The 25,364-nt window shown below is 71.5% G+C and carries 24 protein-coding genes; 16 read left to right on the top strand and 8 right to left on the bottom strand.

Features of this window, described 5'->3' with window-relative positions; genetic code table 11:
• Positions 1-28: 28 nt before the first annotated feature.
• Positions 29-1,510: an MFS transporter gene (locus tag ACFE7W_RS00455; protein WP_375422803.1), complete on the bottom strand. Its 1,482-nt coding sequence runs from the start codon at positions 1,508-1,510 to the stop codon at positions 29-31.
• A gap of 120 nt (positions 1,511-1,630) precedes the next feature.
• Here ACFE7W_RS00455 and ACFE7W_RS00450 point away from each other — a divergent pair, with 120 nt between their 5' ends.
• The 7 genes from ACFE7W_RS00450 to ACFE7W_RS00420 all read left to right on the top strand — a co-directional run bounded on the left by ACFE7W_RS00450 (position 1,631) and on the right by ACFE7W_RS00420 (position 6,871).
• Entirely contained in the window at positions 1,631-2,056 is a 426-nt protein-coding gene (locus tag ACFE7W_RS00450; RefSeq protein ID WP_375422802.1) for a DUF1810 domain-containing protein, read from the top strand.
• A gap of 454 nt (positions 2,057-2,510) precedes the next feature.
• Positions 2,511-3,104, top strand: a complete 594-nt coding sequence (locus ACFE7W_RS00445) for a hypothetical protein (RefSeq protein ID WP_375422801.1) — start codon at positions 2,511-2,513, stop codon at positions 3,102-3,104.
• Positions 3,104-3,310 carry a hypothetical protein gene (locus tag ACFE7W_RS00440; RefSeq protein ID WP_375422800.1) on the top strand — a complete coding sequence of 69 codons (207 nt, stop codon included), beginning with the start codon at positions 3,104-3,106 and terminating at the stop codon, positions 3,308-3,310. Before ACFE7W_RS00445 ends, ACFE7W_RS00440 begins: the two co-directional genes overlap by 1 nt.
• 191 nt (positions 3,311-3,501) lie before the next feature.
• Entirely contained in the window at positions 3,502-3,876 is a 375-nt protein-coding gene (locus ACFE7W_RS00435) for a YraN family protein (protein ID WP_375422799.1), read from the top strand.
• Positions 3,876-5,426, top strand: coding sequence for a YifB family Mg chelatase-like AAA ATPase (locus ACFE7W_RS00430; RefSeq protein ID WP_375422798.1), 1,551 nt, complete (start codon positions 3,876-3,878; stop codon positions 5,424-5,426). The genes ACFE7W_RS00435 and ACFE7W_RS00430 overlap by 1 nt, the downstream gene beginning before the upstream one ends.
• On the top strand, positions 5,426-6,589 hold the full coding sequence (dprA, locus tag ACFE7W_RS00425; protein WP_375422797.1) for a DNA-processing protein DprA: 1,164 nt from the start codon (positions 5,426-5,428) through the stop codon (positions 6,587-6,589). The genes ACFE7W_RS00430 and dprA overlap by 1 nt, the downstream gene beginning before the upstream one ends.
• Before the next feature lie 66 nt (positions 6,590-6,655).
• Positions 6,656-6,871, top strand: coding sequence for a hypothetical protein (locus tag ACFE7W_RS00420; RefSeq protein WP_375422796.1), 216 nt, complete (start codon positions 6,656-6,658; stop codon positions 6,869-6,871).
• Positions 6,872-6,925: 54 nt separating this feature from the next.
• Here ACFE7W_RS00420 and ACFE7W_RS00415 read toward each other — a convergent pair whose 3' ends face one another.
• Complete coding sequence (locus ACFE7W_RS00415; protein WP_375422795.1) at positions 6,926-8,926, bottom strand: penicillin-binding transpeptidase domain-containing protein; 2,001 nt, start codon at positions 8,924-8,926, stop codon at positions 6,926-6,928.
• A gap of 83 nt (positions 8,927-9,009) precedes the next feature.
• Between ACFE7W_RS00415 and ACFE7W_RS00410 the strand changes: the two genes are divergently transcribed.
• The 3 genes from ACFE7W_RS00410 to ACFE7W_RS00400 are packed head-to-tail and all read left to right on the top strand — an operon-like array spanning position 9,010 to position 11,719.
• Positions 9,010-9,633, top strand: coding sequence for a hypothetical protein (locus ACFE7W_RS00410; RefSeq protein WP_375422794.1), 624 nt, complete (start codon positions 9,010-9,012; stop codon positions 9,631-9,633).
• Positions 9,634-9,678: 45 nt separating this feature from the next.
• The gene (locus ACFE7W_RS00405; protein WP_375422793.1) at positions 9,679-10,428 is read left to right on the top strand and encodes an esterase family protein; all 750 of its coding nucleotides are present in this window, start codon (positions 9,679-9,681) and stop codon (positions 10,426-10,428) included.
• A gap of 40 nt (positions 10,429-10,468) precedes the next feature.
• Positions 10,469-11,719, top strand: a complete 1,251-nt coding sequence (locus ACFE7W_RS00400) for a RimK family alpha-L-glutamate ligase (RefSeq protein WP_375422792.1) — start codon at positions 10,469-10,471, stop codon at positions 11,717-11,719.
• A 19-nt stretch (positions 11,720-11,738) separates the two neighbouring features.
• Here ACFE7W_RS00400 and ACFE7W_RS00395 read toward each other — a convergent pair whose 3' ends face one another.
• The 3 genes from ACFE7W_RS00395 to ACFE7W_RS00385 are packed head-to-tail and all read right to left on the bottom strand — an operon-like array spanning position 11,739 to position 13,416.
• A complete protein-coding gene (locus ACFE7W_RS00395; protein ID WP_375422791.1) occupies positions 11,739-12,020 on the bottom strand; it encodes a GNAT family N-acetyltransferase in 282 nt (93 codons plus the stop codon).
• Positions 12,017-12,619, bottom strand: a complete 603-nt coding sequence (locus ACFE7W_RS00390; protein ID WP_375422790.1) for a GNAT family N-acetyltransferase — start codon at positions 12,617-12,619, stop codon at positions 12,017-12,019. The genes ACFE7W_RS00395 and ACFE7W_RS00390 overlap by 4 nt, the downstream gene beginning before the upstream one ends.
• Positions 12,616-13,416 carry a trans-aconitate 2-methyltransferase gene (locus ACFE7W_RS00385; RefSeq protein ID WP_375422789.1) on the bottom strand — a complete coding sequence of 267 codons (801 nt, stop codon included), beginning with the start codon at positions 13,414-13,416 and terminating at the stop codon, positions 12,616-12,618. The genes ACFE7W_RS00390 and ACFE7W_RS00385 overlap by 4 nt, the downstream gene beginning before the upstream one ends.
• Before the next feature lie 99 nt (positions 13,417-13,515).
• Here ACFE7W_RS00385 and ACFE7W_RS00380 point away from each other — a divergent pair, with 99 nt between their 5' ends.
• Both ACFE7W_RS00380 and ACFE7W_RS00375 read left to right on the top strand, forming a co-directional pair.
• Positions 13,516-14,265 (top strand): dienelactone hydrolase family protein, encoded by a 750-nt coding sequence (locus ACFE7W_RS00380; protein ID WP_375422788.1) that lies wholly within the window; start codon positions 13,516-13,518, stop codon positions 14,263-14,265.
• 153 nt (positions 14,266-14,418) lie between these two features.
• Complete coding sequence (locus ACFE7W_RS00375; protein WP_375422787.1) at positions 14,419-15,342, top strand: MurR/RpiR family transcriptional regulator; 924 nt, start codon at positions 14,419-14,421, stop codon at positions 15,340-15,342.
• 30 nt (positions 15,343-15,372) lie between these two features.
• On the opposite strand, the gene ACFE7W_RS00370 is transcribed toward ACFE7W_RS00375, so the two are convergent.
• A complete protein-coding gene (locus tag ACFE7W_RS00370) occupies positions 15,373-16,026 on the bottom strand; it encodes a DedA family protein (protein WP_375422786.1) in 654 nt (217 codons plus the stop codon).
• 115 nt (positions 16,027-16,141) lie between these two features.
• On the bottom strand, positions 16,142-16,591 hold the full coding sequence (locus tag ACFE7W_RS00365) for an HNH endonuclease (protein WP_375422785.1): 450 nt from the start codon (positions 16,589-16,591) through the stop codon (positions 16,142-16,144).
• Between the two features lie 284 nt (positions 16,592-16,875).
• On the opposite strand from ACFE7W_RS00365, the gene ACFE7W_RS00360 reads away from it, so the two are divergent.
• The 3 genes from ACFE7W_RS00360 to ACFE7W_RS00350 all read left to right on the top strand — a co-directional run bounded on the left by ACFE7W_RS00360 (position 16,876) and on the right by ACFE7W_RS00350 (position 22,714).
• Positions 16,876-17,529, top strand: coding sequence for a hypothetical protein (locus tag ACFE7W_RS00360; protein ID WP_375422784.1), 654 nt, complete (start codon positions 16,876-16,878; stop codon positions 17,527-17,529).
• Between the two features lies 1 nt (position 17,530).
• The gene (locus ACFE7W_RS00355; RefSeq protein WP_375422783.1) at positions 17,531-19,141 is read left to right on the top strand and encodes a DNA polymerase Y family protein; all 1,611 of its coding nucleotides are present in this window, start codon (positions 17,531-17,533) and stop codon (positions 19,139-19,141) included.
• A gap of 132 nt (positions 19,142-19,273) precedes the next feature.
• Positions 19,274-22,714 carry an error-prone DNA polymerase gene (locus ACFE7W_RS00350; RefSeq protein WP_375422782.1) on the top strand — a complete coding sequence of 1,147 codons (3,441 nt, stop codon included), beginning with the start codon at positions 19,274-19,276 and terminating at the stop codon, positions 22,712-22,714.
• 32 nt (positions 22,715-22,746) lie between these two features.
• Here the strand turns inward: ACFE7W_RS00350 and ACFE7W_RS00345 are convergent, their stop codons facing one another.
• On the bottom strand, positions 22,747-23,508 hold the full coding sequence (locus ACFE7W_RS00345) for a sulfite exporter TauE/SafE family protein (protein ID WP_375422781.1): 762 nt from the start codon (positions 23,506-23,508) through the stop codon (positions 22,747-22,749).
• 306 nt (positions 23,509-23,814) lie between these two features.
• Here ACFE7W_RS00345 and ACFE7W_RS00340 point away from each other — a divergent pair, with 306 nt between their 5' ends.
• Positions 23,815-25,188 carry an ABC transporter substrate-binding protein gene (locus tag ACFE7W_RS00340; protein ID WP_375422780.1) on the top strand — a complete coding sequence of 458 codons (1,374 nt, stop codon included), beginning with the start codon at positions 23,815-23,817 and terminating at the stop codon, positions 25,186-25,188.
• The last annotated feature ends 176 nt before the right edge of the window (positions 25,189-25,364 follow it).

Below are 25,364 nucleotides of genomic sequence, written 5' to 3'. Positions count from 1 at the left end.
TCGCGGACGGCCGGCCCCATCGCCACCCCTACGGCATCGCGTGCCGCGGCTCCGGCTCTGGCATCGCGTGCCGCGGCTCGGGTGAGTGGTCAGTGGTCCGGCGTCGGACCAGGTCGACCAGCCCGAAGAGCAGAGCGACGCCGATCAGGGCGACGGTCGTGCGCAGACCCGTGGAGAACGCCCCGGCGTAGTCCTGCCCCTTGCTGGCGGCGACCCGCTGGAAGAACTGGGCCAGGATGATGGCCACCCCGATGGCGGACCCGACCCGCTGGGCCGTCTGCAGCATGCCGCCGCCCGAGCCGGCCTGGGCGGGGTTGACCTCCGCGAGGGTCAGCGTGACGTTGGGCGTGATCACCATCCCGCCCCCCAGACCAGCCACCAGCAGGGCCGGCGCCAGCTTGAGGCCGACGTGCCCGGAGAGGTGCGGCACCAGCAGGTCGATCGTGATCAGGCCGATCGACACCAGCACCAGACCGATCACCACCAGGATCCGGCCGAAGCGGTTGACCAGCCGACCACCCAGGAACGCCGCCACGGCTGAGCCGATCGCGAAGGAGGTGCCGGTCGCCCCGGCCTCCAGGGCGCTGTAGTGCAGCCCCGTCTGCAGGTACAAGGTGAGGATCAAGAAGATGGAGGTGAAGCCGCCGAAGTAGAACGTGCCCAGCGCGAGGCCGAACATGTAGGACCGGACCTTGAGCAGGGAGAGCTCGATCAGCGTCTCCCGTCCCCGGGCCCGCCAGTGCCGCTCCCAGAGGTAGAACGCGACGAAGAGTGCCGCGGCGGGGGCCAGCAGCCACCAGGGCCGGTCGCTCAACGGCGCGCCCTGGGTGCCCTCGACCAGCGGGAACAGGACCAGCAGGACAGCGGCGGCGAACAGCGCCACGCCGAGCGGGTCGAGCGACTGCTTGCGCCCCCCGCCGCCTCGAGGCAGCAGCCGGTGGGCGAAGAACAGCAGCACGATGCCGATCGGGACGTTCACGTAGAAGACGAGCCGCCAGCCGTAGTCGGGTCCACCCAGCTTCACCAGCAAGCCGCCCAGCAGCGGGCCCACGGCGGTCGAGATGCCGATGGAGGCGCCGAACAGCCCGAAGGCGCGGCCGCGCTCGGGCCCGCGGAAGAGGTTCTGGATGAAGCCGGACACCTGAGGGGAGATGAGGCCGGCCGCCAGGCCCTGCAACACCCGCGCGACGGAGAGGAACGTCGGGTTGGGGGAGGCGCCGGCGGCTGCGCTGGACAGGGTGAAGATGGCCACGCCGACCATGAAGATGCTGCGCCGACTGCGGGCGTCACCGAGCCGACCGGCCGGCACCAGCGCCACGCCGAACGCGAGCGCATAGCCGGCGATGATCCACTGCACGTCGGAGTCGTCAGCCCTGAGGCCGGTGCGCAGGGTCGGCAGGGCGACGTTGACGATGCTCACGTCGAGCAGGGTCATCGCCCCGGCGATCAGGCAGACGGCGAGGGCGCGCCAGCGGGCGGGGTCGGGAGAGGTCGTGGGGTCGTCGGTCACGAAGTGCCAATCTCTGGAGACGTGCAGGAGCGAACGGCTTCGTCCCTACCCCGGCGGTGCACAACTCGCACGTCCTCGGCAGACTCGGTCGCCAGGGGGTGTTCAGAGGAAGGGGCGAGGATGGACGCGTTCGACCTCGACCGGTTCGTCCGGGCGCAGGAGGCGGGCGGGACCTACGCGGCCGCGTTGGCCGAATTGCGGGCGGGCCGCAAGCGCAGCCACTGGATGTGGTTCGTCTTCCCCCAGGTAGCGGGCCTGGGGCGCAGCCACCTGGCCGTCTCGTTCGCGCTCTCCTCCCTCGAGGAGGCACAGGCCTACCTGGCCCACGCGGTCCTGGGTGCTCGGCTGCGGGAGGGCGCCCAGGCGCTGCTCGACCTCCCCGGCCGCGACGCGAACGCGGTGCTCGGCGCAGTCGATGCCTTGAAGCTCTGCTCGTCGATGACCTTGTTCGAGGCGGCCGACCCTGCTGAACCTGTCTTCGATGAGGTGCTGGAGCGCTACTTCGTCGGTCGACGCGACCCGGAAACCCTTCGACTGCTCGGTTGAGCCCGCCGCTGTCCACAGCCTGATCCGTGCGATCACGCTGTCCACAGGCAAGCTGCTGAGCCGCACGAACGGCCGCGCCGTCCGTAAGGTTCCGGGCGGAGAACGAGTTGGTATCTCTAGCAGGTCTGAGCCCGCTGATCCGGCTCGCCTTTCGTCACAGATTCCACCAACCAGCAAAGCGGGCATAGCGCGCGTCAATAGATGCTACTGGCGGGTGACAGGCGGGCTCCGTGTGAGCTCAGGTGCATTCGTTCACTACCAAGAGAGGTTCCCGATGTTCAGGATCAAGTCTCGTTTAATGGTTGGTGCGGTAATAGTCGCCGTGACCGCCTCAACCTTTCTCGCGGCAGAGCCAGTTGCCTCAGCCTCGCCGAGCGCCATGACGAACGCTACCGCCACGATGAACGGGCGGAAGGTCATCAAGGCTGGTTGGGACGACGACGCGTAGGAGCGTGTGCGGAACAAGGCCGCGCGAGTGGTGACCCTTGTTCAGAAGGCGAAGACCAAGCACGGCCACTACGACTACCGGAAGATGGACAAGTACGACAACAATCACGTCAAGTGGCGACGCCAGGCCGCGGCCTACCTGATCTGGCTCGGGAAGGACGTCACCCATCTCTCCCGAGCTGAGCGGAAGAAGGTTCAGACCTTCAAACCGAAACGCTCATTCGCCAAGGTGAAGTTCGACGACGACGACGAGGTCCTTGCCGTCCGTAACGCAGGAAACGGAGGGGGGAAAGTTTGCACGGGTTGGACCGGCTACCTTATCTCCGACAGCGTCCAGGTTCCTTTTCCGGGGATCTTTAAGTACTGGCTCTTCCTCAACTCCTGCCACACCAACGCACTGAAGTACGCCATGATCGTGGAAGCGGGAGCCTTCGCACTGTTTGGCGCCTTCTTCCCACCGGCGATACCGGTAGTGGAGACCATCGCGTTCTTGGAAGCCGTCGTTGGGGCGGGCTACGTCGAGCTGGCCCAGAGCAACTCCGGTCTCAACGCGATCCTGATCACCAAGGACGTCGCTCGCCTTGCGCTAGTGTCTCAGTGATGAGCCGTCGAGCGAAGGTCTACTGGGGAGCCGTTGTCCTGGCGTCCGCTCTGTTCCTGGCAATGGCCTTCGTCGGCGTCGTGGGCGCCTACCGGGGTGACAGCGCCCTCCTGCACGCGACGCTGATCCTGCTCTACGCCGAGTTCGCGATGATCATCGTGGTCTTCGCGCTCCGGGGCGGACCGATGAAGCGCCACCCTCGCTGAAGACCCAGAACGATGGATCCTGGTCCGGTCGCCCTCACGGGTGGCCGGACCAGTGACGTTGGTGGACGTCCGGTCCTCTGCGTGAGCCGACGTCGTCCACAGCAAACCAGCGTCGATCCGCTGTCCACAGCTTCGCCGTCGGGCCGCACGAACGGCGGTCCCGTCCTGAGGATCTTGGACGGAGGTGGGAGATGGCGACGAACAGTCGACAGACGTTGGGGGCCAGGGGCGAAGACCTGGCGGTGGCCGAGCTGGAACGGCAGGGGATGGCGGTGCTCGCCCGCAACTGGCGGTGCCGCACCGGTGAGATCGACATCGTGGCCGCCGAAGAGGGCGAGCGGGGTCGGACACTCGTCTTCTGTGAGGTGAAGTGTCGGTCCGGCCTCGGCTTCGGTGACCCGCTCGAGGCGATCACCTGGGCCAAGCTTCGCAAGCTGCGGGCTCTGGCCGCCGAGTGGATGACGGTCCACCGAGCGAGTGCGGTGGACATCCGACTGGACGCCATCGGCGTCCTGCTGATGCGTGGCCAGGCGCCGCGGCTGACCCACGTCAAGGCGGTCGGCTGATGGCTCAGGCTTCCAGCTGGTCCGTGGCGCTGATCGGCGTGGAAGGGCGGATCGTCGAGGTCGAGGCCGACATCGGTGCCGGGCTGCCCCGGACGGTGCTCATCGGCCTGGCCGACACGGCCTTGTCCCAGGCCCGAGACCGCTGCAAAGCGGCGGTCGGGAACTCCGGTCACACCTGGCCGGTGTCGCTGCTGACCATCAACCTCAGCCCGGCAACCCTGCCCAAGACGGGCAGCCACTACGACCTGGCCATCGTCTGCGCGGTGCTGGCGGCCGCTGAGGTGATCCCGAGGTTCGAGCTCCGGCGCACGGTGCTGCTGGGCGAGCTCGGCCTCGATGGTCGCGTTCGGCCGGTTCGAGGGATCCTGCCCGCCGTGCTCGCGGCCGCGACGGCCGGCTTCACCCGGGTGATCGTGCCGCTCGGGCAGTCCGCCGAGGCCCAGCTGGTCGAGGGTCTGGATGTGCTGTCCGTGGCGTCGCTCGGTCAGCTGGTGGCGCTGCTGCGCGGCGACCCGATGCCCGACGTGGAACCGCTCGAGGTCGTCGACGAGTCGCCGTCCGCGCCTTCGAGCCGTCAGCTGGACCTGGCCGACGTGGTCGGCCAGCTGGAAGCCAAGTGGGCGGTCGAGGTGGCCGCCGCCGGCCGGCACCACCTGACGTTCTCGGGGCCGCCAGGCGTCGGCAAGACGATGATCGCCGAACGCGTCCCGGGGCTGCTGCCCGACCTCAGCCTTCCTGAGGCACTTGAGGTGTCGGCGGTGCACTCGCTGGCGGGATACCAGCTCGCCGACGGGCTGCTGAACCGCCCGCCCTACAGCGATCCGCATCATTCGGCCTCGGTGGCCAGCATCGTCGGTGGCGGCGCTCGGATGGCCAAACCGGGAGCGATCTCGTGCGCCCACCGCGGCGTGCTGTTCCTGGACGAGGCTCCGGAGTTCCCGGCTCGGGTGATCGACGCCCTGAGGACGCCGCTCGAGTCGGGCAGCATCACCCTGGGCCGCAGCGAGGTCCAGGCGCGATACCCCGCCCGGTTCCAGCTGATCATGGCCTCGAACCCCTGTCCCTGCGGGCAGGCGGCGACACCAGGGGCACACTGCTCGTGCCCGCCGCTCGCGGTCCGTCGCTACGGCGAACGGATCTCCGGTCCGATCCGCGACCGGATCGACATCAGCTGCATCTTCCTGCCCATGCGCAAGGCCTATCTCAAGGCGGCGATGCAGCGGACGGAGTCCTCGGCGACAGTGGCGGCGCGGGTGGCCGAGGCGCGGGCCCGGCAGGAGCACCGCCTGCGGGGGACGGGCTGGCAGACCAACGGCGAGGTTCCGGGCCCGTACCTCCGTAGGACCCTGCCGCTGCCGGACGGGCTGCAGGTGGTCGATACCGCGGTCGACCGCGGCACCCTCAGCCCTCGAGGTGTGGACAAGGTCCTGCGGGTGGCCTGGACGCTGGCGGACTTGGCCGGCCGGCTCCGGCCGGGACCAGACGAGGTGGCCGTGGCGCTGGCGATGCGCCGGGGCGAGCAGCTGGATCGAGTGGTGGAGGCAGGATGATGGCGAGCTGGACATCGGGACTGGACGGGACCTGGTCGGACCGGGCGGCGCGGATGGCGTTGTCCTGCACGGTTGACGGCGGCGACCCGGAAGCGGCCGAGCTGGTGCGGCGGCTAGGGGCCGAGGGTGCTTGGGCGAAGGTCGCCGAGGGGGCGCTGGGGGAGCCTTGGGCCCGGCGGGCGGCAGTCACCGATCTCGACCTGGTCGAGCGGCTGGCCGCTCGGGCTGCCGTGCGGTTCGTCGTCCCGGGTGACGACGAGTGGCCCGACGGCCTCGAGGACCTCGAGCGCACGAGCCCCATCCAGCGCCGGGGCGGGGTGCCGATCGGCCTGTGGGTTCGGGGTCCCGGGCACCTGGCTGGGTGGGTGGCACAGTCGGTGTCGATCGTCGGCTCCCGCGCTTCGACGGCGTACGGCACCGGGCTGGCCGCCGACCTGGCTGCGGAGCTGGCGGAGGCCGGGGTGACGGTGATCTCCGGGATGGCCTTCGGGATCGACGCAGCCGCGCACCGCGGGGCTCTCGCTGCCGGTGGTCCGACGATCGGTGTGGTGGCCAACGGGGTCGACGTCGCCTACCCACCGGGCAACGCCAAGCTCTTCGAGGCCGTCGCCCGCGACCACCTGATCGTCTCTGAGCTCCCTCCCGGGGCGCACCCCACGCGGATCCGCTTCCTCGCGCGCAACCGGCTGATCGCGGCTATGGCCCGGGGGACGGTGGTGGTCGAGGCGGCACTGCGGTCGGGGGCCCGGAACACGGCCGGTTGGGCGCTGGAGTGCCAGCGACCGCTGATGGCGGTTCCGGGTTCGGTGCACTCCCGGGCGTCGGCGACCCCACACCTGATGATCCGCAGCGGTCAGGCGGTCCTGGTCACCTCGGCGGCGGAGGTGCTCGAGCTGGTGTCTCAGATCGGTCAGCACCCTCTCGTCCCGCAGAGCGGTCCCGAGCGGGTGACCGACGCGATGAGCGAGGACCAGCTGACGGTCTTCGAAGCCGTCCCCGCCCGGCGGCGGGCGGCCGCCGGGGACATCGCGTTGGTGGCCGGAGTGAGCATGCCGGTCTGTCTGGCCGCGCTCAACGCCCTTGCCGACCGAGGCCTGGTCGAGGCCGGTGACCGAGGTTGGCGGGCGCTGCCGATACAGGCCCTCAAGCAGGTGGTGAGGTGAGCCCGCAGGGCCGAGAGGCGCAGCAGGTCTACCCTCGACGGTGGCTCTCCTCCGTTCCCTGCCAGCATGACCGGCATGAGCCGTCGAGCGAAGGTCTACTGGGGTGTGCTGGGGCTCGGTATCGGAGTCGCCATCGCCGGTGTGGTCGTTGGAGCAGTGGGGGTCGCGACCAACAGCCACACCCTCATGGGCTACATTACGGCGGCCATTTTTGTGGAGTTCGCCCTGGTCGGGATCGGTTTCCTCATCCGCGGAGGACTGACGAAACCTCACCCTCGGTAGGCCCGGCCGCGATGCACCGGCGGACCGTCCGGTCGTCGCGGTCTCGGGGTCAGGTCAGCGGGTTCCCCGGAGGTAGTCCGCCAGCAGGGGGCCCGCCGTCCCGGACCCGGAGCTGCCGTCGGCGACGAAGACGGCAACAGCCAGGTCGCCCTGGGCCGCGATCATCCAGGCGTGGGTCTTGGGCGGCTTGCTCGTGCCGTACTCCGCGGTACCGGTCTTGGCGATCGGGGCGGGGCCGTCGAGGCCGCCGAGGACGCGGCCGGCGCTGCCTTCGGTGACCACCGCGCGCATCATCTGCTTCAGCTGCGACGCCTCGGCCGTCGTGAGCGGTTTCGCCTTCGACGTCGCCTCACGGCCGGTGACCAGGTGCGGCACGACCGTCTTGCCGGCCGACACCGAAGCGACGACGGCCGCCATGGCCAGGGGCGACGCCTCGTCCTTGCCCTGGCCGATCATGGCCTCGGCCCGGCCGGTGGCGCTCGTGGCCTCCGGGACGCTGCCGAAGTAGGAAGGGAAGCCGACGTCGTAGTCCGTGCCCAGGCCCAGTGAGGAGGCGGCCGCGGCGAGGTCGCCCTTACCGAGCTTCGTCCGCTGACCGATGAACGCGGTGTTGCAGGAGTTGGCCAGCGCGGTCTGCAGGTCGATCCGACCCCTGCGGTTGGCCGGGTAGTCGTCGTAGTTCTCGTACCGGCGGCCGTCGACCACCACGCTGGCCGGGCAGGACACCGGCGAGGTCGGCTTCAACCCGGCCCGCAACAGGGCCAGCGAGGACGCGACCTTGAAGGTCGAGCCCGGTGCGTACTGGCCGACCGTCGCCACCGACAGGTCGTCGGAGCCCGGACCGCTGGCGGCCGCGAGGACCGCCCCGGTCGACGGCCGGATGGCCACGACGGCGCTGGCCGGCTTCGTGTCGGCGAGCACCCGTTCCGCCAGCCGCTGCAGGCCCAGGTTGAGGGTCAGCTCGAGCGAGTGGCCGGCGACCGGGGCGACACGGTGCAGCACCGGAGGTACCGGGCTGGCCGAGGCCGACGCCGAGGCAGCCGGGGTGGGCGACGGCGTGGCCGAGGCCCCGGTGCCGCCCGCAGCCGTGAGGTCGGCCCGCACCACCTGGACGCCCGGGGTGCCGCGCAGCTGCACGTCGTAGCGCTTCTCCAGCCCGGACAGGCCCACCTCGTCGCCGGCCACGACGGCCCCCTTCGAGGTCTTGACCTCGTCGGCGGTCGCCTCGCCGACCGTGCCCAGGATGGGTCGGGCGAACGTCCGGCTCGGGGCGAGCATCTGCTGGTCCTCGATGGCCAGGGCGCCGGGGATCGTGGCCACCTGGGTTGCCGAGGGCCGGTCGTCATCGGTGCTGCGGAAGGTGATGGCCTCGACGAACGCCTCAGGGCCGGCGGCGGTGACCTTCGCGGCGAACGTCTTGGCGTCCACGTCCACCAGGTCGGCCAACCGCCGGACCGAGGCGGCCGTCTTGGACGCCGACACCCGGGTCTTGTCCAGACCCACCCGCACCACGCCCCGTGAGGTGACGATCGGGTCGCCGTCCTCGCCCAGCACCTGGCCCCGCTCGGGGTAGAGCCTGCTCTGGGACAGCCGGTGCGTCCCGTCCAGGGACGACTCGACGACGGACGGCTGCCACTGCGGCAGCCAGCTGCCGGCCGTCCGGTCCAGCTCGGCTTGCGTGTCGTAGGCCCACGGCTCCGCGATCCCGGGGAAGTTCCACGACCATGACAGGGTCGCGGTCGCCCGGTCGCCGCTGGAGTCGAGGCTACGGACGCTCACGGCGGGCTGCAACGGACCCATGCCCTTCACCAGTGGTTGGAACTCCGCATCCACCGCGGTGCCCGCCGCGCCGACGAAGGCCACGGGCTTGAGGTCCTTTTTCGCCAGCGCGGCCGCCAGTGCGGCGGCCGCCGTCGCCGCACCGCTGGTGTCGGGATCGGGCTGCGGGGTGGTGGAGGTGCAACCGGCGAGCAGCAGCACCAGCCCGGCCAGCCCGGCCGCGGGCCTGAGTGCCCTGCTCCTGCTGCGACTCGACCTCTCGTGTCCGTGCTGCACCGGGCCATCGTGCCATCCGGGACTGCTGCGGGCCGTGACCGGACGACGGCCCGGCCCAGCCGCGGCTTGTAGGGTCCTCGGTCATGGGCTTCTACGCGTCCCGACCCGCCCGGCTGGTGAGCCAGCTGCTCGGTGACCTCGGGGTCGTGGTCTGGGCGGTGGTCTGGGCCTTGCTCGGGGTGGTGGTGGACGCGACCGTCTCCCGGCTCGCCGGTCCCGTCCGTGACACCGCCGGCACAGCCCAGAAGCTCTCGGGCAACCTCTCCGACGCGGCCGGTACCGCAGCGCAGGTGCCGGGGCTGGGTGACCGGCTGCGGCAGCCGTTCGACGCGGCCTCCGGCTCGCTCGGTGAGCTGGTCGCCACCGCTAACCGGCAGGCCGACAGCATCGAGCGGCTGGCCGCGCTGCTGGGCTGGCTGGTCTTCCTGATCCCGGTCACGGTCGTCCTGGCTTTCTGGCTGCCCCGCCGGATCCGGTTCTTCCGGCGCGCCCGGGCCGCCCAGGCCTTCCTGGACTCGACCGCCGACCTCGACCTGTTCGCGCTGCGCGCGCTCGCCCTCCAGCCGCTCCCGGTCCTGGCCCAGATCAGCGACGACCCGGTCGCGGCGTGGCGGCGCGGCGACCGTACGGTGATCAACGCCCTGGCTGCGGTCGAGCTGGACCGGAACGGGCTCCGGCTGCCACCAGAGCTCGCGACCCCCGCCTGAGCCGGTCCCGCCGAACCGAGCAAGGACGCACCTGAGGAGGACGCCGTGGACCGCTACCAGTTCGAGCTGCCGCTCGGCAGCGGCGTGGACCGCGCCCTGACCGTGATCCGCTACGGCCACTACGGCCGGCCGGTGGTCGTCTTCCCGAGCGAGGCGGGCCGGGCGTGGGATTTCGAGGCCAACGGCATGGTGGATGCGGTCGGGTCCCTGGTCGGAGACGGGCGGGTCAAGCTGTACTGCGTCGACTCGGTGGATGCCGACACCTGGTCCGACCGCAGCCTGCCGACTGAGGAGCGTGCGGTCCGGCACGGCATCTACACCCGGTGGCTGACCGACATCCTGGTCCCCTGGATCCGGGAGGACACCTCACCCGGAGCCGAGCTGATCGCCACCGGCTGCAGCCTCGGCGCCTACCACGCGGTGCAGCTCGCGCTGCAGCGCGCCGACCTGGTGCCGTTGGCCATCGGGCTGTCGGGCAACTACGACGTCACCACCTGGCGGTCGTGGGGGGAGCGGGGCGGGGCGACCTACTTCGCCAACCCGACCGACTACGTGCCGAATCTCCACGGCGGCCATCTCGACTGGCTGCGCAGCCGGCTGTCGATCCTGCTCGTCGTCGGGCAGGGTGCGTGGGAGACTTCCCCCACCGGCGCTCTGCCCTCCACGATCACCACGGCCGGTCTGCTCCAGGAGCGCGGCATCCGGTGTGAGCTGGACCTCTGGGGCCACGACGTCAGCCACGACTGGGTGTGGTGGCAGCGTCAGCTTTCCCACCACCTGCCCCGGTTCTGCTGAGCCCGGCCAACGCACCACCTGAAGAGTTGGGGAGAACGAGATGACGTCGCACCACCTGGTCGGTCTGCTGCTCGGTGCGGAGGAGGACTGGCCGCAGGCGTTCGAGGCGCTGACCTCGCGGCTGGGTGCCTTCCGGCACGCCGGTACCGAGCACCGCCTCGACGTCGAGCGGGTGCACATCTCCCCGTTCAACCTGCGGGACAAGGCGCGGCACGAGATCGTCATCGACCGGCTCGCCTACTGGTACTACCACCCGCGGGAGTGGCTGAAGAAGGTCGCCCTGATGGACGACGTCTACCTGCTCAACTCCCCCTTCACCTTCCAGTCGATGGAGAAGCACAGTGCGTACTGCGCCCTGATCCGGCTGGGGATGAACGTGCCGGACACGGTGCTGGTGCCCTACAAGCACCCGGTCGACAACGTGCGCTGGAGCTACACCTCGAGCAAGTACAACGACGCCTTCGACCTGGAGGCCATCGCCGCGGAGATGGGCTACCCGCTGTTCATGAAGCCGTTCGACGGCGGCGGCTGGCGCGGGGTCTCCCGGGTCAGGAACGAGGCTGACCTGAGGTCGGTCTACGACGACTCCGGCGAGATGCTGATGCACCTGCAGAAGTCGGTCGAGCCGTACGACGTCTTCGCCCGGGCTCTGACCATCGGTCCCGAGACCCAGGTGATGCACTTCCGTCCCGACGAGCCGATGCACGACCGGTACGCGGTCGACCACGACTTCCTCTCACCGGGCGTCGGGCAGGAGGCGGTGACCATCGCCCAGACCGTCAACGCGCTCTTCCGCTGGGAGTTCAACTCCTGCGAGATGCTCATCCAGGGCGACACCGTGCTGCCGATCGACTACGCGAACGCCTGCCCCGACGTCGCGGTCACCTCCCTGCACTACTACTTCCCGTGGGCGATGGCGTCGCTGGTGAAGTGGACCGCCTTCTGCGCGGCCACCGGCCGTCAGGCCCGGCTGCACGTGGACACCGCGCCCTGGTTCGCCGTCGCCGACGACCCCGGGCTGGACTATGCGGCCAAGCTCGCGCGCTACCAGCAGCTGGCCGACGACCACTTCGACACCGAGCGGTACCGGGCCTTCTGCGCGGAGGCGCTGCCCGACATCGACCGGCTGGTGCTCGACTGGGTCTCCTCGCCGGACTTCGACCGGGTGCTGGTGCAGACCGTCCAGGCCACCTACCCCGCCGCCGAGCACGAGCGCTTCCTGGCCCACTTCCGCGGGCTGGTCGGGCTGTGGGTCAGCGACGAGGGCGTCCTGCTCGGCAGCCGCGCCTGAGCCGCGGTGCGGCGCCGGGTCAGGCGCGCAGGTCGGAGACCTCGGGATGGGTGTCGAAGTAGTGGGCGGTGAAAGGGCACCCGGGGTCGACCTTCAGGCCTCGCTCCCGGACCTCGTCGAGCAGCAGCCGGGTCAGCTCCCCTGCCAGGCCGCGTCCGCGGAACTCGGGCTCGGTGCCGGTGTGGGTGACCACCAGCACGTCGCCGACGCGGTGGAAGTCGGCCACGCTCGTGAGCGCGCCGTCCAGTCGACCCTCGTAGCGGGACAGGTCGTCGTTGCGGGTCAGCTGCAGCTCGGTCATCGTGAGGTCGAACCTACGCCGAGCAGCCGCGCCTTCGCCGCGGGCCAGTCGTCGCTGACCATCGCGTACTGCACGGTGTCGCGCAGGCTGCCGTCCGGACGGATCCGGTGGTGCCGCAGCACCCCCTCGCGGATGGCGCCGAGCCGCTCGATCGCCGCCTGCGAGCGCAGGTTGCGGATGTCGGTGTGCCAGACCACGCGGAGGGCGTCGAGAACTTCGAACGCCTGCTCCAGCAGCAGCAGCTTGGCCTCGGTGTTCAGCCCGGTCCGCCAGTACGGCTTGGCCAGCCAGGTGTGGCCGATGGCCAGACTGCGGTGCTGTGGCTGGATCTCGTAGAAGGACGTGGTCCCCACCAGCTCGCCCGTGCCGACCAGCCGCTGGGCGAACGGCATCCGGTCGGGGTCGGTGAGGGCCGCCGCGATCAGCCGTCGCGCGGCCGGGAGGTCGGGGGGAGCGTAGGTGAGGTGGGCGGTCACCTCGGCGGCCACCGCGGGGGTACCGAGGGCCCGGACGAAGTCGGCCGCGTCGCTCAGCCGCAGCGGGGTCAGCGCCAGCCGGGTCCGCGCCAGCGTCGGGGCTGCGAGCCAGTCGCCCGTCATCGTGACCTCCGTTCGTCCGAGCCGGTCTCCGGCCGGCGTCGGGCCACGGCGAAGATCCGTCGGAAGGGGAGCACGGTACCGGCCGGTCCCGGCGGGTAGGCCCGGTCGAGCAGCGCCCGGTACTCGGTCTCGAACTCCGCGCGCCGCGGTCCGTCGAGGGCCTGCAGCACCGGCCGCGCCCCGGTGCCGGAGATCCAGCGGAACACCGGGTCCGGCCCGCTCAGCTGGTGCAGGTAGGTGGTCTCCCAGACGTCGACGGTGCAGCCGAGCGCCGTCAGGTCGTCCAGGTAGTCCACCGGCTCCGCCGAGGACGGCCGCTCGACGTCGGCGGTGGCGTCGGCGAACCGCGGGTCGCTGGCCAGCTCGTGCAGCAGCCGGTGGCTCGGCTCGCCGAAGTTGCCGGGCACCTGGAAGGCGAACCAGCCACCGGGCGCGACGGCCGCGACCAGCTGCGGGAGCAGGCTGCGGTGCTCCGGCACCCACTGCAGGGTGGCGTTGCTGAGCAGGACGTCCACCGGGGCGTCCGGCTGCCACTCCGCCAGGTCGCCGACGACGAACGACACCCGGGGACCGGCGTGCTCGGCGGCCCGCGCGACCATCTCCGGTGAGGAGTCGACTCCGGTGATCGTCGCCGTCGGCCACCGCGCCGCCAGACCCGCCGTCAGCTGGCCGGGTCCACAGCCGAGGTCGACGACGGTCAGTGGATGGTCGGCCCCGACCCGGGCGAGCAGGTCGGCAAACGGCCGGCCGCGCTGGTCGGCGAACTGCAGGTACGTCCCGGGATCCCAGGTCGGCATCGGCGCTCCTTCAAGGTCTCTTGACGTCAAGATACCTCGACGACGGGACGGCGGCCCGCATTCGGTCCGCAGGGTGGGATCGACGGCTACCGTGGTCCCGTGACCCCCACCTCACCTGACCCAGCCGCCCCCGACAGCGACCCCGGCACGAAGGGCCGCACCATCGAGGTGCAGACCGCCGACGGTCCGATGCCCAGCTACCTCTGCACCCCGCCGAGCGGCACGGGGCCGGGCATCGTCCTCGTCCAGGAGATCTTCGGCGTCGGCGACTACATCCGCGACCGAGCGGCCGACCTGGCGGCGTTGGGTTACGTGGTGCTCGCGCCCGAGGTCTACTGGCGGCTGCCCGAGTCGGGCATCGACCCGGAGGGTGACGTCCTCGCCCAGGCCATGGGGCTGGTGCAGCAGGTCGACTGGGAGCTCGCGGTCAGCGACGTGAGCGCGGCGGTCGAGCACGTCCGCGGGATGATCGAGGTCGACGGCGGGGTCGGGCTGCTCGGCTTCTGCTTCGGGGGCGGGCTCGCCTTCAACGTGGCCGCGGTGACCCCGGTGGACGTCCTGGTCAGCTACTACGGTTCGGCGCTCCCCGGACTGCTCGGCCTGGCCGAGCGCGTCACCACGCCGAGCCTGCACCACTTCGGCACCGCCGACGCCTACATCGCGACCGAGGCCCAGGACGCGATCCGAGCCGCGGTGACGGCGAACGGCGCGCGTTTCGAGACCTACGACGGTGCGAACCACGCCTTCGACAACCCGAGCCCGATGTTCCACCACGCCGAGGCCTCGGTCGCCGCTTGGGCCGAGACCGTGCAGTTCCTCGCCGAGCACCTGGGCGGCTCGCGGGTCTGAGACCGGACCGTCCCGGTCTCGGTCTCTCACCGATTCTCCGGCTGGGCCGCACCGGAAGGGATAGGGTCACATTCGTACCGGTTCCCCGGTCGAGCGGCTGGATGCGCTCCCCGGGTGACGCCGGGCTCGGGGGACGACGGGGGAGTGGTATCCGTGAGCACTGCTATGGCAGCAGAGACGGCCAAGCCGGCCGCCTCGATCCTGATCCGCGTGCGTGGGGCCATGCCCAACCTGCGGCCGGCGGAGCGTCGGGTGGCCCAAGCGGTGCTCGCTGACCCGGCTCGCATCTCCGAGAGCGCGATCACGGCCGTGGCCCGGCTCTGCCAGACCTCCGAGACGACCGTCCTCCGCTTCTGCCGCGCGCTCGGTCTGGCCGGTTACCCCGAGCTGCGGATCGCCCTGGCCCGGGCGGCCCAGTGGGAAGAGGGCGACCGGACGGCCCCTCCGGTCACCGGCGTCATCACCAAGACCGACAGTCTCGCCGACATCGTGGCCAAGGTGACCCACGCCGACGCGCGCGCCATCGAGGACACCGGGTCCGCACTCGACCTCACCGTGCTCGAGGCGGCAGTGACCGCCGTGGCCGCCGCACGGCGCATCGACATCTACGGCACCGGGGCCAGCGCCCTGGTCGGTGAGGACCTGCGGCTCAAGCTGCACCGGATCGGGCTGGTGTCCTTCCTGTGGTCGGAGTCGCACCAGGCGCTGGCCTCCGCCGCCCTGCTCGGTCCCGCCGACGTGGCTATCGGGATCTCGCACACGGGGACGACGGTCGACATCGTCGACGCGGTCCGGGTGGCGCGCGAGGGCGGGGCCACCACCCTGGCCGTCACCAACTTCGCCGGCTCCCCGGTCGCGGCGCTCGCCGACCTCGTGCTGACCACCGCGGCTCGTGAGACCACGTTCCGCTCGGGTGCCATGTCGAGCCGGATCGCCCAGCTCGCCCTGGTCGACTGCCTGTTCACCGGAGTCGCGCAACGCTCCTACGACCGGGCCATGGAGGCGCTGGAGAACACCTACGAGGTCGTGCAGTCCCGACGTGGGCGTCCGGCCCGGGTGGCGGCGCACCCCGTCTGACGCGGGTGCGGGGCAGTGGCTCCGAAGGCCTCAGACGGCCGGGGTCCGGCGACGTCGCGACTGCCGGACGGCGCCCAGGAGCACCCCGACCAGGAGCACGATCGACAGGTACCAGGAGTAGCGCGCGACCTCGGCCAGGACGTGCACCGCCGGCTCGCCGATCCGGTAGCCCAGGTAGATGAAGAGGCCCCGGGTCACCGCCGCGGTGGCGATGTCGACCAGCAGGAAGCGACGCAGCGTCATCCCGGCGGCGCCGACCGTGGCGTACACCACCGCGCTGGGCAGCGGGATGATGTAGCCGGCGATGATGGCCAGCGACCCGAAGCGTCGTGCCAGGCGTTCGGCCCGGTCGGCGTTGCGAGCCGAACGCGCCGAGCGACCCGCCACCATCTCGATCAGGCCGCGGCCCCAGAGCCGGCCCGCCCACCAGAAGAGCCAGTCGAACTTGACCGCCCCGATGGTGCCCAGCACCAGGCCGAGCGGCCAGAACCCGACGCCCGTGGCGGCGAGAGCACCGATGGTCACCGCCGAGACCCGGGAGCCGCCCAGCCCCGCGAGCAGGTAGGGGTTGGCGCCCAGCAGCACCGGCCGCAGCGGCAGCAGGGCCAGGTTGTACAACCCGGTCACGGTGAAGCCAGCCCAGCAGATGATGTCGCTACGTCCCGGCTTGCCCTTCCAGGGCATCCGCGGGTCGTCCCACCACTCCTTCTCTGCGGAACCGTCCCCTTCGGCGATATCCCTGTCGGCGCTGTCCCCGGTCTCGACCTCCGCGGGTTCGACCGGCCCGGTCGTCGCCTCCTCAGCTGCGCCGATGGTAGGCCTCCCGCCAGGACGGGACGGTCGGCCGCCAGGCCAGCGGCATCTGCGCCTCGGCGGGGGTCCGGTTGGCCTTGTGGTTGTTGCAGCGGGTGCAGGCGGCGACGGTGTTGAGCCAGGTGTTCTGCCCGCCGCGGGACTGCGGCAGCAGGTGGTCGACGGTGTCGGCGTGGCCCGAGCAGTAGGCGCAGCGGTGTAGGTCGCGGCGCAGCACGCCGCGCTTGGACCAGGCCGGGTTGCGCGCGTACAGGAACGTGGTCTTGACGTAGCGCAGCAGCCGCAGCACGACCGGCCACGGGTAGGGCCCGATCGAGTGGCCGTCCCGGGCCTCCTCGACGATGGCCACCTCACGGACGAGCATCTTGATGGCGTGCTGGATCGACACGGTGTGCAGGGCAGTGTTGTCGGTGTTCAGGACGACGACGCCGGACATGTCCGCACCTCCTCAGTCGTTCCGTGGCTCGGTCGTCACGGGCACCTGGCCCATCCGGGCCGAGACGATGATCCACACCAGCAGACGATGCTGTCATCAGGATTATGGCCGGTCCGGTCAAGCGGAGGGCGCAGGACAGCGGTTCCGGCGGTGTCGGTCCCTGACCCCCGTTCCCTAAGCCCCTCGAAGGGCGTCCGTTCCCTGAGCCTGTCGAAGGGCGACGTAGTCTCAAGTCTTGGTCGACCCCGGTTGACGTTCTAGAACGCACGTTCGATTATTGACGGGTGACCGTCCTTTCCGTGGCCGACCGGGTGTCTGAGCTGCAGCAGCGTGTGCAGCGGATGCAGGGTGCCGCCGTCACCCGCACCCTCGACAGCCTGCCCGCCCTCGGTGAGGTCCTCCGGCTACGGACCGGTGGCGCGTACGCCGTGGACAGCCCGAGCCTGGCCATGGCGCTGCTGGCCGGCCCCTCGCTGGCGGGGGAGTGGAGCGCGGTGGTCGGGGTTCCCGAGCTGGGCTGGGAGGCGGCCGCCGGCTTCGGACTGGCGCTGGAGCGGACGATCGCCGTGCCGGCTCCTGGTGAGCACTGGCTCAGCGTGACCGCCGGGCTCGCCGACGTGGTCTCGGTCGTCCTGGTCCGCCCGGCCAGCCCGGTGAGCGAGGCCCAGGCCGAGCGGCTGCGGTCGCGGCTGCGGCAGAAGGACGCCGCCCTGGTCTGCTGGGGCAGCTGGCCGCGCTGCGACGCCACCCTCAGCGTCACCGGTTCGTCCTGGTCCGGCCTCGGTCAGGGTCACGGACACCTCCGCGGACGTCAGGTGGAGGTGAGCGTCCGCCGGGGCGGCGCTCCGGTTCGTCGGACGAGGCTGTGGCTGCCCGGGACCGACGCCCAGGTGAGCGTCGCGGCCGAGGCGCCCGTCCAGCTGCTGCGGGCGGTCTGAGGTGCCTCCGACGACCAGTGCCGTACTGAGCGGTGTCGAGCTGTTACCTGCCCCTGCGGCCGACCACGTCCCCGCCGACCCGGGTGGTCCGCCGGGCCGTCGGGTGATGGTGGTCTGGTGCCCCGACTGGCCGGTGGTCGCGGCCGCGCTGGCCGCCGAGCTGTCCCTGGACGCCCCGCTCGCGGTGGTCGAGCGGGGGGAGGTCTTCGCCTGCTCCGCGGCGGCCCGGACCGAAGGGGTGAAGCGGGGGATGCGCCGACGTGACGCCTCGGCCCGCTGCCCCGAGCTGGTCGTGCTCGACCGCGTCCCCGAGGTCGAGGCCGCGAGCTTCGAGGCGGTGCTGTCCAGCGTCGAGCAGGTCAGCGCCGGGGTGGCCCCGGTCCAGCCCGGGCTGTGCGCGATGGGGGTGCCCAGCCGCTTCTACGGCGGTGAGGCCGCCGCGGCCGCCGCGGTGGCCGAGCACCTCGTCGCGGTCGGGGTCTGGGACTGCCGGATGGGGATCGCCGACGGCCTCTTCGCCGCCGAACAGGCGGCGCGCCGGGCGCCGACCCAGGACTGCGTGGTGGTGCCGGCCGGCGGGTCCGCGGAGTTCCTCCGGGTGCTGCCGGTCGCGGCCCTCGCCGACGCCGACCTGGTCAGCCTGCTGCGTCGGCTCGGGCTGCGGACGCTCGGGGACTTCGCCGCCTTGCCGTCCCGCGACGTGCTGACCCGGTTCGGCTCCATCGGCGCCTGGCTGCACCGCCAGGCCCGCGGCCGGGACGACCGGGTCGCGGTCTCCCGCCAGGCCCCGCTGGAGCTGACGCAGCGGGTCGCCTTCGAGCCGCCGTTGGAGACCCTCGAGCCGATCGCCTTCTCCACCCGGCAGACCGCCGAGCGCACCGTCACCGAGCTGGCCCGGCACGGGCTGGTCTGCACCGAGGTGCGGATCGTGGTCAGCACGGAGGGCGGCTGGAGCGGCTCGCGGGTCTGGTTGCACTCGCGCTGGTTCACCGCCGCGGACCTGGTCGACCGGCTGTACTGGCAGCTGCAGGGCGACCCCGCGCCCGACCCGGTGTGCGAGGTGCGGATCGTCCCCGAGACGGTCGAGTCGGTGGGCGACCACGGCGAGGGGCTGTGGGGCAGCGCGCCGGACGAGCGGGTGCAGCGCGGCGTGGCCCGGCTGCAGGGGATGCTCGGGCCCGAGGAGGTGCTGGCTCCGACCGTCCAGGGTGGCCGCAGCCCGCGCCGCCGCCAGGCCCTGACGCCGTGGGGCGAGCGGCCCGCCACCGCCCGGCCGACCGCCCTGCCCTGGCCTGGCTCCGTCCCGCCACCGGCACCGGCGCGGGTCTTCGCCCAACCGCAGCCGGCCCGGGTCACCGGCTCCGACGGCCGTCCGATCGCGGTGACCGCCCGCGGCCTGGTCACCGGGGATCCGGTGCAGTTCAGCGTCGAGCGGATGTCCCCGCCCACCCGGGTCCAGGCCTGGGCCGGGCCGTGGCCGATCGACGAGCTGTGGTGGGACCCGACCCAGGCCCGGCGGGTGGCCCGCTTCCAGCTGGTCGGGGTCGACGGCAGCGCCTGGCTGCTGGTCGAGGAGGACGGCCACTGGTGGTGCGAGGCCCGCTATGACTGAGCCCAGAAGATCTCCTGTCGTCACGAGCGGTAGCAGAGTGCACGCAATTGGTCCGCAGGCGAGCAGCTTGCTACCGCTCGCGCCCTCAGACGCCGCCCGGAGGCCGGCCCGGTGAACTGGGAGAACCCCCCGATGAGCTGGTCGGAGCTGGAGCGGCAGCTCTCCGACCGGGCCGCCCCCGCGCCGCCGGCCGCGAAGGGGCGCCCGTTCGCGCGCGCGGTCTCTCCGGACAACCCGACCGACGACTCGGCGCCGGGCTACACCAAGCGGCGGCCGGCGTACGAGCGCTCGGTCCCGGTGCAGCGGCCGACCGGGCCGGTGGTGCCGTACGCGGAGCTGCACTGCCACAGCAACTTCAGCTTCCTCGACGGCACCGCCGACCCCGAGACCCTGGTCGAGGAGGCGGTCCGGCTGGGGCTGGACACGCTGGCCCTCACCGACCACGACGGTCTCTACGGGGCGGCCAGGTTCGCTGAGGCAGCCGGGGCGTACGACCTGCGCACCGTCTACGGGGCCGAGCTCTCGCTGGGGCTGACCACCCCGCAGAACGGGGTCGCCGACCCCGAGGGCCGGCACCTGCTGGTGCTCGCGGCCGGCGTCTCGGGCTACCACCGGCTGGCCGGAGCCATCACCGAGGGGCAGCTGCGGGGGGGCGAGAAGGGCCGGCCGCGCTACGACCTCGGCGAGCTGGGGGCGGTCGCGGGCGGTGAGTGGGTGGTGCTGACCGGCTGCCGCAAGGGGGCGGTGCGCTCGGCCCTGGTGGCCGGCGGGCGCGAGGCGGCGGCCCAAGAGCTGGACCGGCTGACAGCGCTGTTCGGCCACGGCCAGGTGGTGGTGGAGCTGACCGACACCGGCCTGCCGACCGACTCCGACGCCAACGACGTCCTCGCCGAGCTGGCCGCAGACCACGGGCTGCGCGCCGTGGCCACCGGCAACGTCCACTTCGCGACCCCGGCGGAGTACCGGCTGGGGTCGGCGATGGCTGCGGTCCGGGCCCGGCGCAGCCTGGCCGAGATGGACGGCTGGCTGCCACCGCCCGGGGTCCACCTGCGCTCGGGGGAGGAGATGCAGCGGCGCTTCACCCGCTACCCGGGCGCGGTGGCGGCGAGCGTGGCCCTGGCCGACGAGCTCGCCTTCGGCCTGCGGCTGGCCAAGCCGCGGCTGCCCAAGCAGCAGGTGCCCGTGGGCCACACCCCGATCAGCTGGCTGCGCGAGCTGTCCCGCCGGGGTGCCGACGAGCGCTATCCCGAGCGCGGGCGGGTCAACCGCGCGATGGCCCACGAGCGGCTGGAACGTGAGCTGAGGGTGATCGAGGAGAAGGACTTCCCCGGCTACTTCCTGATCGTGCACGACGCGGTCAGCTTCGCCCGCGAACGCGGCATCCTCTGCCAGGGCCGGGGCTCGGCGGCCAACTCGGTGGTCTGCTACGTCCTGGGCATCACCGCCGTCGACCCGATCACCTACGACCTGCCGTTCGAGCGGTTCCTGTCCTCGACCCGCGACGAGGAGCCCGACATCGACGTCGACTTCGACTCCGACCGGCGCGAGGAGGTGATCCAGGAGGTCTACCGGCGCTACGGCCGGCGCAACGCCGCCCAGGTGGCCAACGTGATCAGCTACCGGCCCAAGTCTGCGGTCCGGGACATGGCCAAGGCGCTCGGCTACTCCACCGGGCAGCAGGACGCGTGGTCCAAGCAGATCGACTCCTTCGGCTCGCTGCCGCTGGATGAGGACCACAGCATCCCCCCAGCCGTCATCGACCTGGCCGACGCCCTGCTCAAGGCGCCCCGGCACCTCGGCATCCACTCCGGCGGGATGGTGCTGACCGATCGGCCGGTGGGGGAGGTGTGCCCGATCGAGCCGGGGAGGATGACCGATCGCACGGTGCTGCAGTGGGACAAGGACAGCTGCGCCTGGATGGGCCTGGTCAAGTTCGACTTCCTCGGCCTGGGCATCCTCTCGGCCATCCAGCACAGCTTCGACGTGGCCGCCGAGCGGGTCGGGGAGCGCTGGACGCTGGACAGCATGCCCAAGGAGGAGGCGGGCGTGTTCGACATGCTCTGCCGCGCCGACTCCATCGGGGTGTTCCAGGTGGAGAGCCGGGCCCAGATCGGCACCCTGCCCCGGCTGCAGCCCCGTCGCTTCTACGACCTCGTGATCGAGATCGCACTGATCCGTCCCGGGCCGATCCAGGGCGGGGCGGTGCACCCCTACATCCGGCGCGCCACCGGCAAGGAGGAGGTCAGCTACCTGCACCCCAAGCTCGAGCCGGTGCTGGCGCGGACCCTCGGCGTCCCCCTGTTCCAGGAGCAGCTGATGCAGATCGCCATGGCAGTCGGTGAGTGCAGTGGCGACGACGCCGACCTGCTCCGCCGGGCGATGGGCTCCAAGCGCGGGGTGGAGAAGATCGAGCGGCTGCGCGCCACGCTGTACGCGGGGATGGCCAGCAACGGCATCACCGGGACGATGGCGGACGAGATCTACGGCAAGATCCAGGCCTTCGCCAACTTCGGCTTCGCCGAGAGCCACGCGATCAGCTTCGCCCTGCTGGTCTACGCCTCGTCCTGGCTCAAGCTGCACTACCCCGGGGCGTTCCTGGCCGGACTGCTCCGGGCCCAGCCGATGGGCTTCTACTCCCCCCAGTCGCTGGTGGGCGACGCCCGGCGGCACGGGGTCGAGGTCCGGCGCCCCGACGTCGTGCTCTCCGGGGTCGACGCCGACCTGGAGCTGCTCGACCCGGGCACGCGCGGACCCACGGGTCCGGCGCACTGCCTGGAACGCGAGCAGGAACCGGTCGGCCGGTTCGACCGGAGTGCCCCCGACCGCACCGCCGAGCACCGCCGGGACGGGAACTTCGCCCTGCGGCTGGGGCTGACCGCGGTCCAGGGGCTCGGTCGGGAGGTGGCGGAGCGGATCGTGGCCGAGCGTGAGCGGCGCCCGTTCAGCAGCCAGAACGACGTGGTCCGCCGGGGTGGCCTGACCGTGCCGCAGACCGAGGCGCTGGCCACCGCCGGGGCGTTCGAGAGCTTCGGGCTGTCCCGGCGGCAGGCGCTGTGGAACGCCGGTTACGCCGACAGCACCGACACCCTGCCCGGCTCGGCCGTGGACGCGGCGCCGCCCACCCTGCCCGGGATGAGCCCGGTCGAGCTGACCCTGGCCGACCTCTGGTCGACCACCATCTCCCCGTCCGACCACCCGGTCGGACACCTGCGCCCGCAGCTGGACGAGCAGGGCATCGTGGCCGTCCGCGACATCGGGCCGGCCTACGACACCCGCCGGATCCGGGTGGCGGGACTGGTCACCCACCGGCAACGGCCCGGGACGGCGGGCGGCATCACCTTCCTCAACCTCGAGGACGAGACCGGGATGCTCAACATCGTCTGCGCCGAGCCGATGTGGCGCCGGTTCCGCCGCGTCGGCCGCAACGCCAACGCGATGCTCATCCGCGGCCGGGTCGAGCACCACGAGGGCGTCACGAACCTGGTGGCGGACCGGCTCGAACCGCTGAGCACGGTGGTCGTCGCCGCCCGCGGCGTCCTGCCCAGCCGGCACCCGTCCCGGGACTTCCGGTGAGCCCACCCGAGGACGTTCCCGCGGGAACGTCCTCAGCCGCGCGCGTCGAGGTACAGCTTCACCGCCAGCACCAGCCCGGCAAGCGCCACCCCGAGCCGCAACGGGGTCTCCGGCAGCCGCCGGACCAACGGCGGGCCGAACGCGGAGCCGGCCACCGCACCGAGGCCCAGCGGCACCGCGGCCGACCAGTCGACCTGACCCGTCGCGATGAAGATGACAGCGGCAGTGGTGTTCGCGATGCCCACCACCGCACTCCGCAGCGCCGCCAACCGCGCCAGAGGGTCGGGCAGCACCGCGCCGAAGGTCGCGAGCAGCAGCACCCCGGCACCGGCGCCGAAGTAGCCGCAGTAGACGGTGACGGCCCCGACGACCGCCAGCACCGCCGGGTGCCCCTCGTGCAGTCGGCCCGCGTGCAGCCGTCGCAGCCACGGGCGCAGCAGCAGCACGACCGAGCCGAACGCCACCAGCCACGGCACCACCCCCGCGAAGACCCCGGGCGGCAGCCGGACCAGCAGCAGGGCGCCGGCAGTTCCGCCCACCAGACCCAGCGCCCCGAAGGTGAGCAGCCGTCGCCGCATACCCGTCAGCTCCCGCCGAGCCGAAGTCACGCTGCCCACCGTGACCCCGGTCAGCGCTACCGAGTTGGTCACGTTGGCGGCCAGCGGCGGCAGCCCACAGGCGAGCAGCGCCGGGTAGGAGACCAGCGAGGCCAGCCCGGACACGTAGCCGACCACCCCCGAGCCCGCGCCGGCCAGGGCCAGCAGCAGAAAGCGGAGCGTGGTCTCAGACGTCACCGCCGGAGTCTGCCACCCGCCGCTGAGCCCGTCGCAGCTGCCGGTCGGCACCTCCCACCGTTTGAGCGGGGGGACCTCTGGGTATCGCAGAAGGGCACTCAATGTGGAAACGATGTCAGATTGCCCAGATCTTCAGATCGGGGCCGGTTCACGCTCAATGACGACACGATCTGGCCGATTCGACGTTCGTCTTGTGCCTGTGGAGAAGCTGCACTACGTTCCCCCTGGAAAGGATTCCATTCGACCGGAATCTGTTCATGCGTGGCCGGCGACGACGCCGTCACGATCCTTGGGAAGGGAACAGCGGTGAAGAAGAGCCAGAAGACACTGCTCGCGGTGGCGCTTGCCTCCAGCGTCACGGTGATGGGTGCCTGCGGCGGCGGGGGAGACGCCGGCTCGGACTCCTCGAGCGCACCACCCGCCTTCACCACCAACGCCACCGGCGCGCTGAGCGCGTGGGGCTTCGAGAACGCCGACGAGGTCGGCACCTCCCGGCTCGACTACGCCAAGAACAAGCTGACCGGCGTCACGATCAAGATCGACGCCACCGCATTCGACGCCCAGAAGTTCACCACCCGGGCCGCCAGCGGAAACGTCCCCGACGTCGTCCAGATGGACCGCCGCTACGTGGCCACCTACGCCGCGCAAGGCCTGATCAAGCCGCTGGACAGCTGCTTCAGCGCCTACCAGATCGACCCGAAGACGCAGTACTACCCCTCGGTCGTCGACGACGTCACCTACCAGGGCCACGTCTGGGCGGTGCCGCAGTTCTACCAGCCGCCGGCGATCATGCTGAACAAGCGCGTGATGGACAAGGCCGGGGTCTCCGACGCCGACATCGACACCTCCAAGCCCGACGCTCTGCTCGCCGCGGTCGCCAAGATGTACAAGGCGAACGGCAGCAACCCCAGCACCCTCGGCCTCGACCCGGTCTCCACCGGTGCGGCCGAGCTCTGGATCATGGGCATGGGCGGTCAGCTGATCGACGCCGACGGCGCCCCGACGCTGGACAACCCGGCCAACACCAAGGGCCTCGCCTTCCTCAAGCAGCTGAACGACGCTCAGGGCGGCTACGCCAAGGTCAAGAGCTTCACCGACGCCTTCGACACATTCGGCGACAACAACCAGTTCGTGAAGGACCAGGTCGGTGCGCAGGTCGACGCGCAGTGGTACGTCAACGTCTTGACCCCGTACGTCAAGAAGGTGGAGATCGAGGCGGTGCCGTTCAAGGGAACCGACGGGCAGCCGTTCGCGGTCGCCGGTGGTACCTCGTTCGTCATTCCGGAAAAGGCGAAGAACCCCGACGCGGCCTGCGCCTGGGCGACCTCGCTGACCTCTCAGGACGCCTGGCTGGCGGCGGGCGCCGCTCGGGCCAAGACGATCGCCAAGACCCCGGGCGCCATCAACACCGGACTGTTCACCGGCTCGCCGGCGGCCGACGAAGCCATCCGGACCACCTACGTCAAGCCGAGCAGCAACGCGGGCTTCGACCAGACGATCTCGACCTTCTACGACGTCGTGAAGTCGGGCAAGTCCTACGGTGCCTCGCCGGCCGGACAGCAGATCCAGACCGAGCTGCTGAACGCCGTGACGTCCTCGATGCTGGGGACGAAGACGCCGGACGCTGCGCTCAAGGACGCTCAGACCGCCGCGATGCGGGCGTACAACCAGACACGCTGACCTCGGCGTAGACGCGCCACGAGCGGCCCCGGGTGACCCCGGAGCCGCTCGTGCTCCGTTCCGGCCGGCCCAGCACGAGCCGATGACCGCGCGGGAGTGGCGACCCTGGTCGACCTCCTGGCAGATCATCCCGGGCGCGGCTGCCCGGCACGGTCGCTCACGCTGCCGACCCGAGG

The organism is uncultured Friedmanniella sp., assembly GCF_964244285.1.
Classification (GTDB): domain Bacteria; phylum Actinomycetota; class Actinomycetes; order Propionibacteriales; family Propionibacteriaceae; genus Microlunatus.
The sequence above is the reverse complement of the archived record's forward strand: the minus strand, read 5'-3'. Positions and strand labels throughout refer to the sequence as shown.

Bases quoted from the DNA above. Each gene is read 5' to 3' on its own strand.
- dprA (WP_375422797.1), top strand. From the start codon at position 5,426: ATGGCGAGCTGGACATCGGGACTGGACGGGACCTGGTCGGACCGGGCG.
- ACFE7W_RS00410 (WP_375422794.1), top strand. From the start codon at position 9,010: ATGGGCTTCTACGCGTCCCGACCCGCCCGGCTGGTGAGCCAGCTGCTC.
- ACFE7W_RS00365 (WP_375422785.1), bottom strand. From the start codon at position 16,591: ATGTCCGGCGTCGTCGTCCTGAACACCGACAACACTGCCCTGCACACC.
- ACFE7W_RS00400 (WP_375422792.1), top strand. From the start codon at position 10,469: ATGACGTCGCACCACCTGGTCGGTCTGCTGCTCGGTGCGGAGGAGGAC.
- ACFE7W_RS00420 (WP_375422796.1), top strand. From the start codon at position 6,656: ATGACCGGCATGAGCCGTCGAGCGAAGGTCTACTGGGGTGTGCTGGGG.
- ACFE7W_RS00370 (WP_375422786.1), bottom strand. From the start codon at position 16,026: ATGCCCTGGAAGGGCAAGCCGGGACGTAGCGACATCATCTGCTGGGCT.
- ACFE7W_RS00350 (WP_375422782.1), top strand. From the start codon at position 19,274: ATGAGCTGGTCGGAGCTGGAGCGGCAGCTCTCCGACCGGGCCGCCCCC.
- ACFE7W_RS00385 (WP_375422789.1), bottom strand. From the start codon at position 13,416: ATGCCGACCTGGGATCCCGGGACGTACCTGCAGTTCGCCGACCAGCGC.
- ACFE7W_RS00395 (WP_375422791.1), bottom strand. From the start codon at position 12,020: ATGACCGAGCTGCAGCTGACCCGCAACGACGACCTGTCCCGCTACGAG.
- ACFE7W_RS00450 (WP_375422802.1), top strand. From the start codon at position 1,631: ATGGACGCGTTCGACCTCGACCGGTTCGTCCGGGCGCAGGAGGCGGGC.
- ACFE7W_RS00390 (WP_375422790.1), bottom strand. From the start codon at position 12,619: ATGACGGGCGACTGGCTCGCAGCCCCGACGCTGGCGCGGACCCGGCTG.
- ACFE7W_RS00430 (WP_375422798.1), top strand. From the start codon at position 3,876: ATGGCTCAGGCTTCCAGCTGGTCCGTGGCGCTGATCGGCGTGGAAGGG.
- ACFE7W_RS00435 (WP_375422799.1), top strand. From the start codon at position 3,502: ATGGCGACGAACAGTCGACAGACGTTGGGGGCCAGGGGCGAAGACCTG.
- ACFE7W_RS00440 (WP_375422800.1), top strand. From the start codon at position 3,104: ATGAGCCGTCGAGCGAAGGTCTACTGGGGAGCCGTTGTCCTGGCGTCC.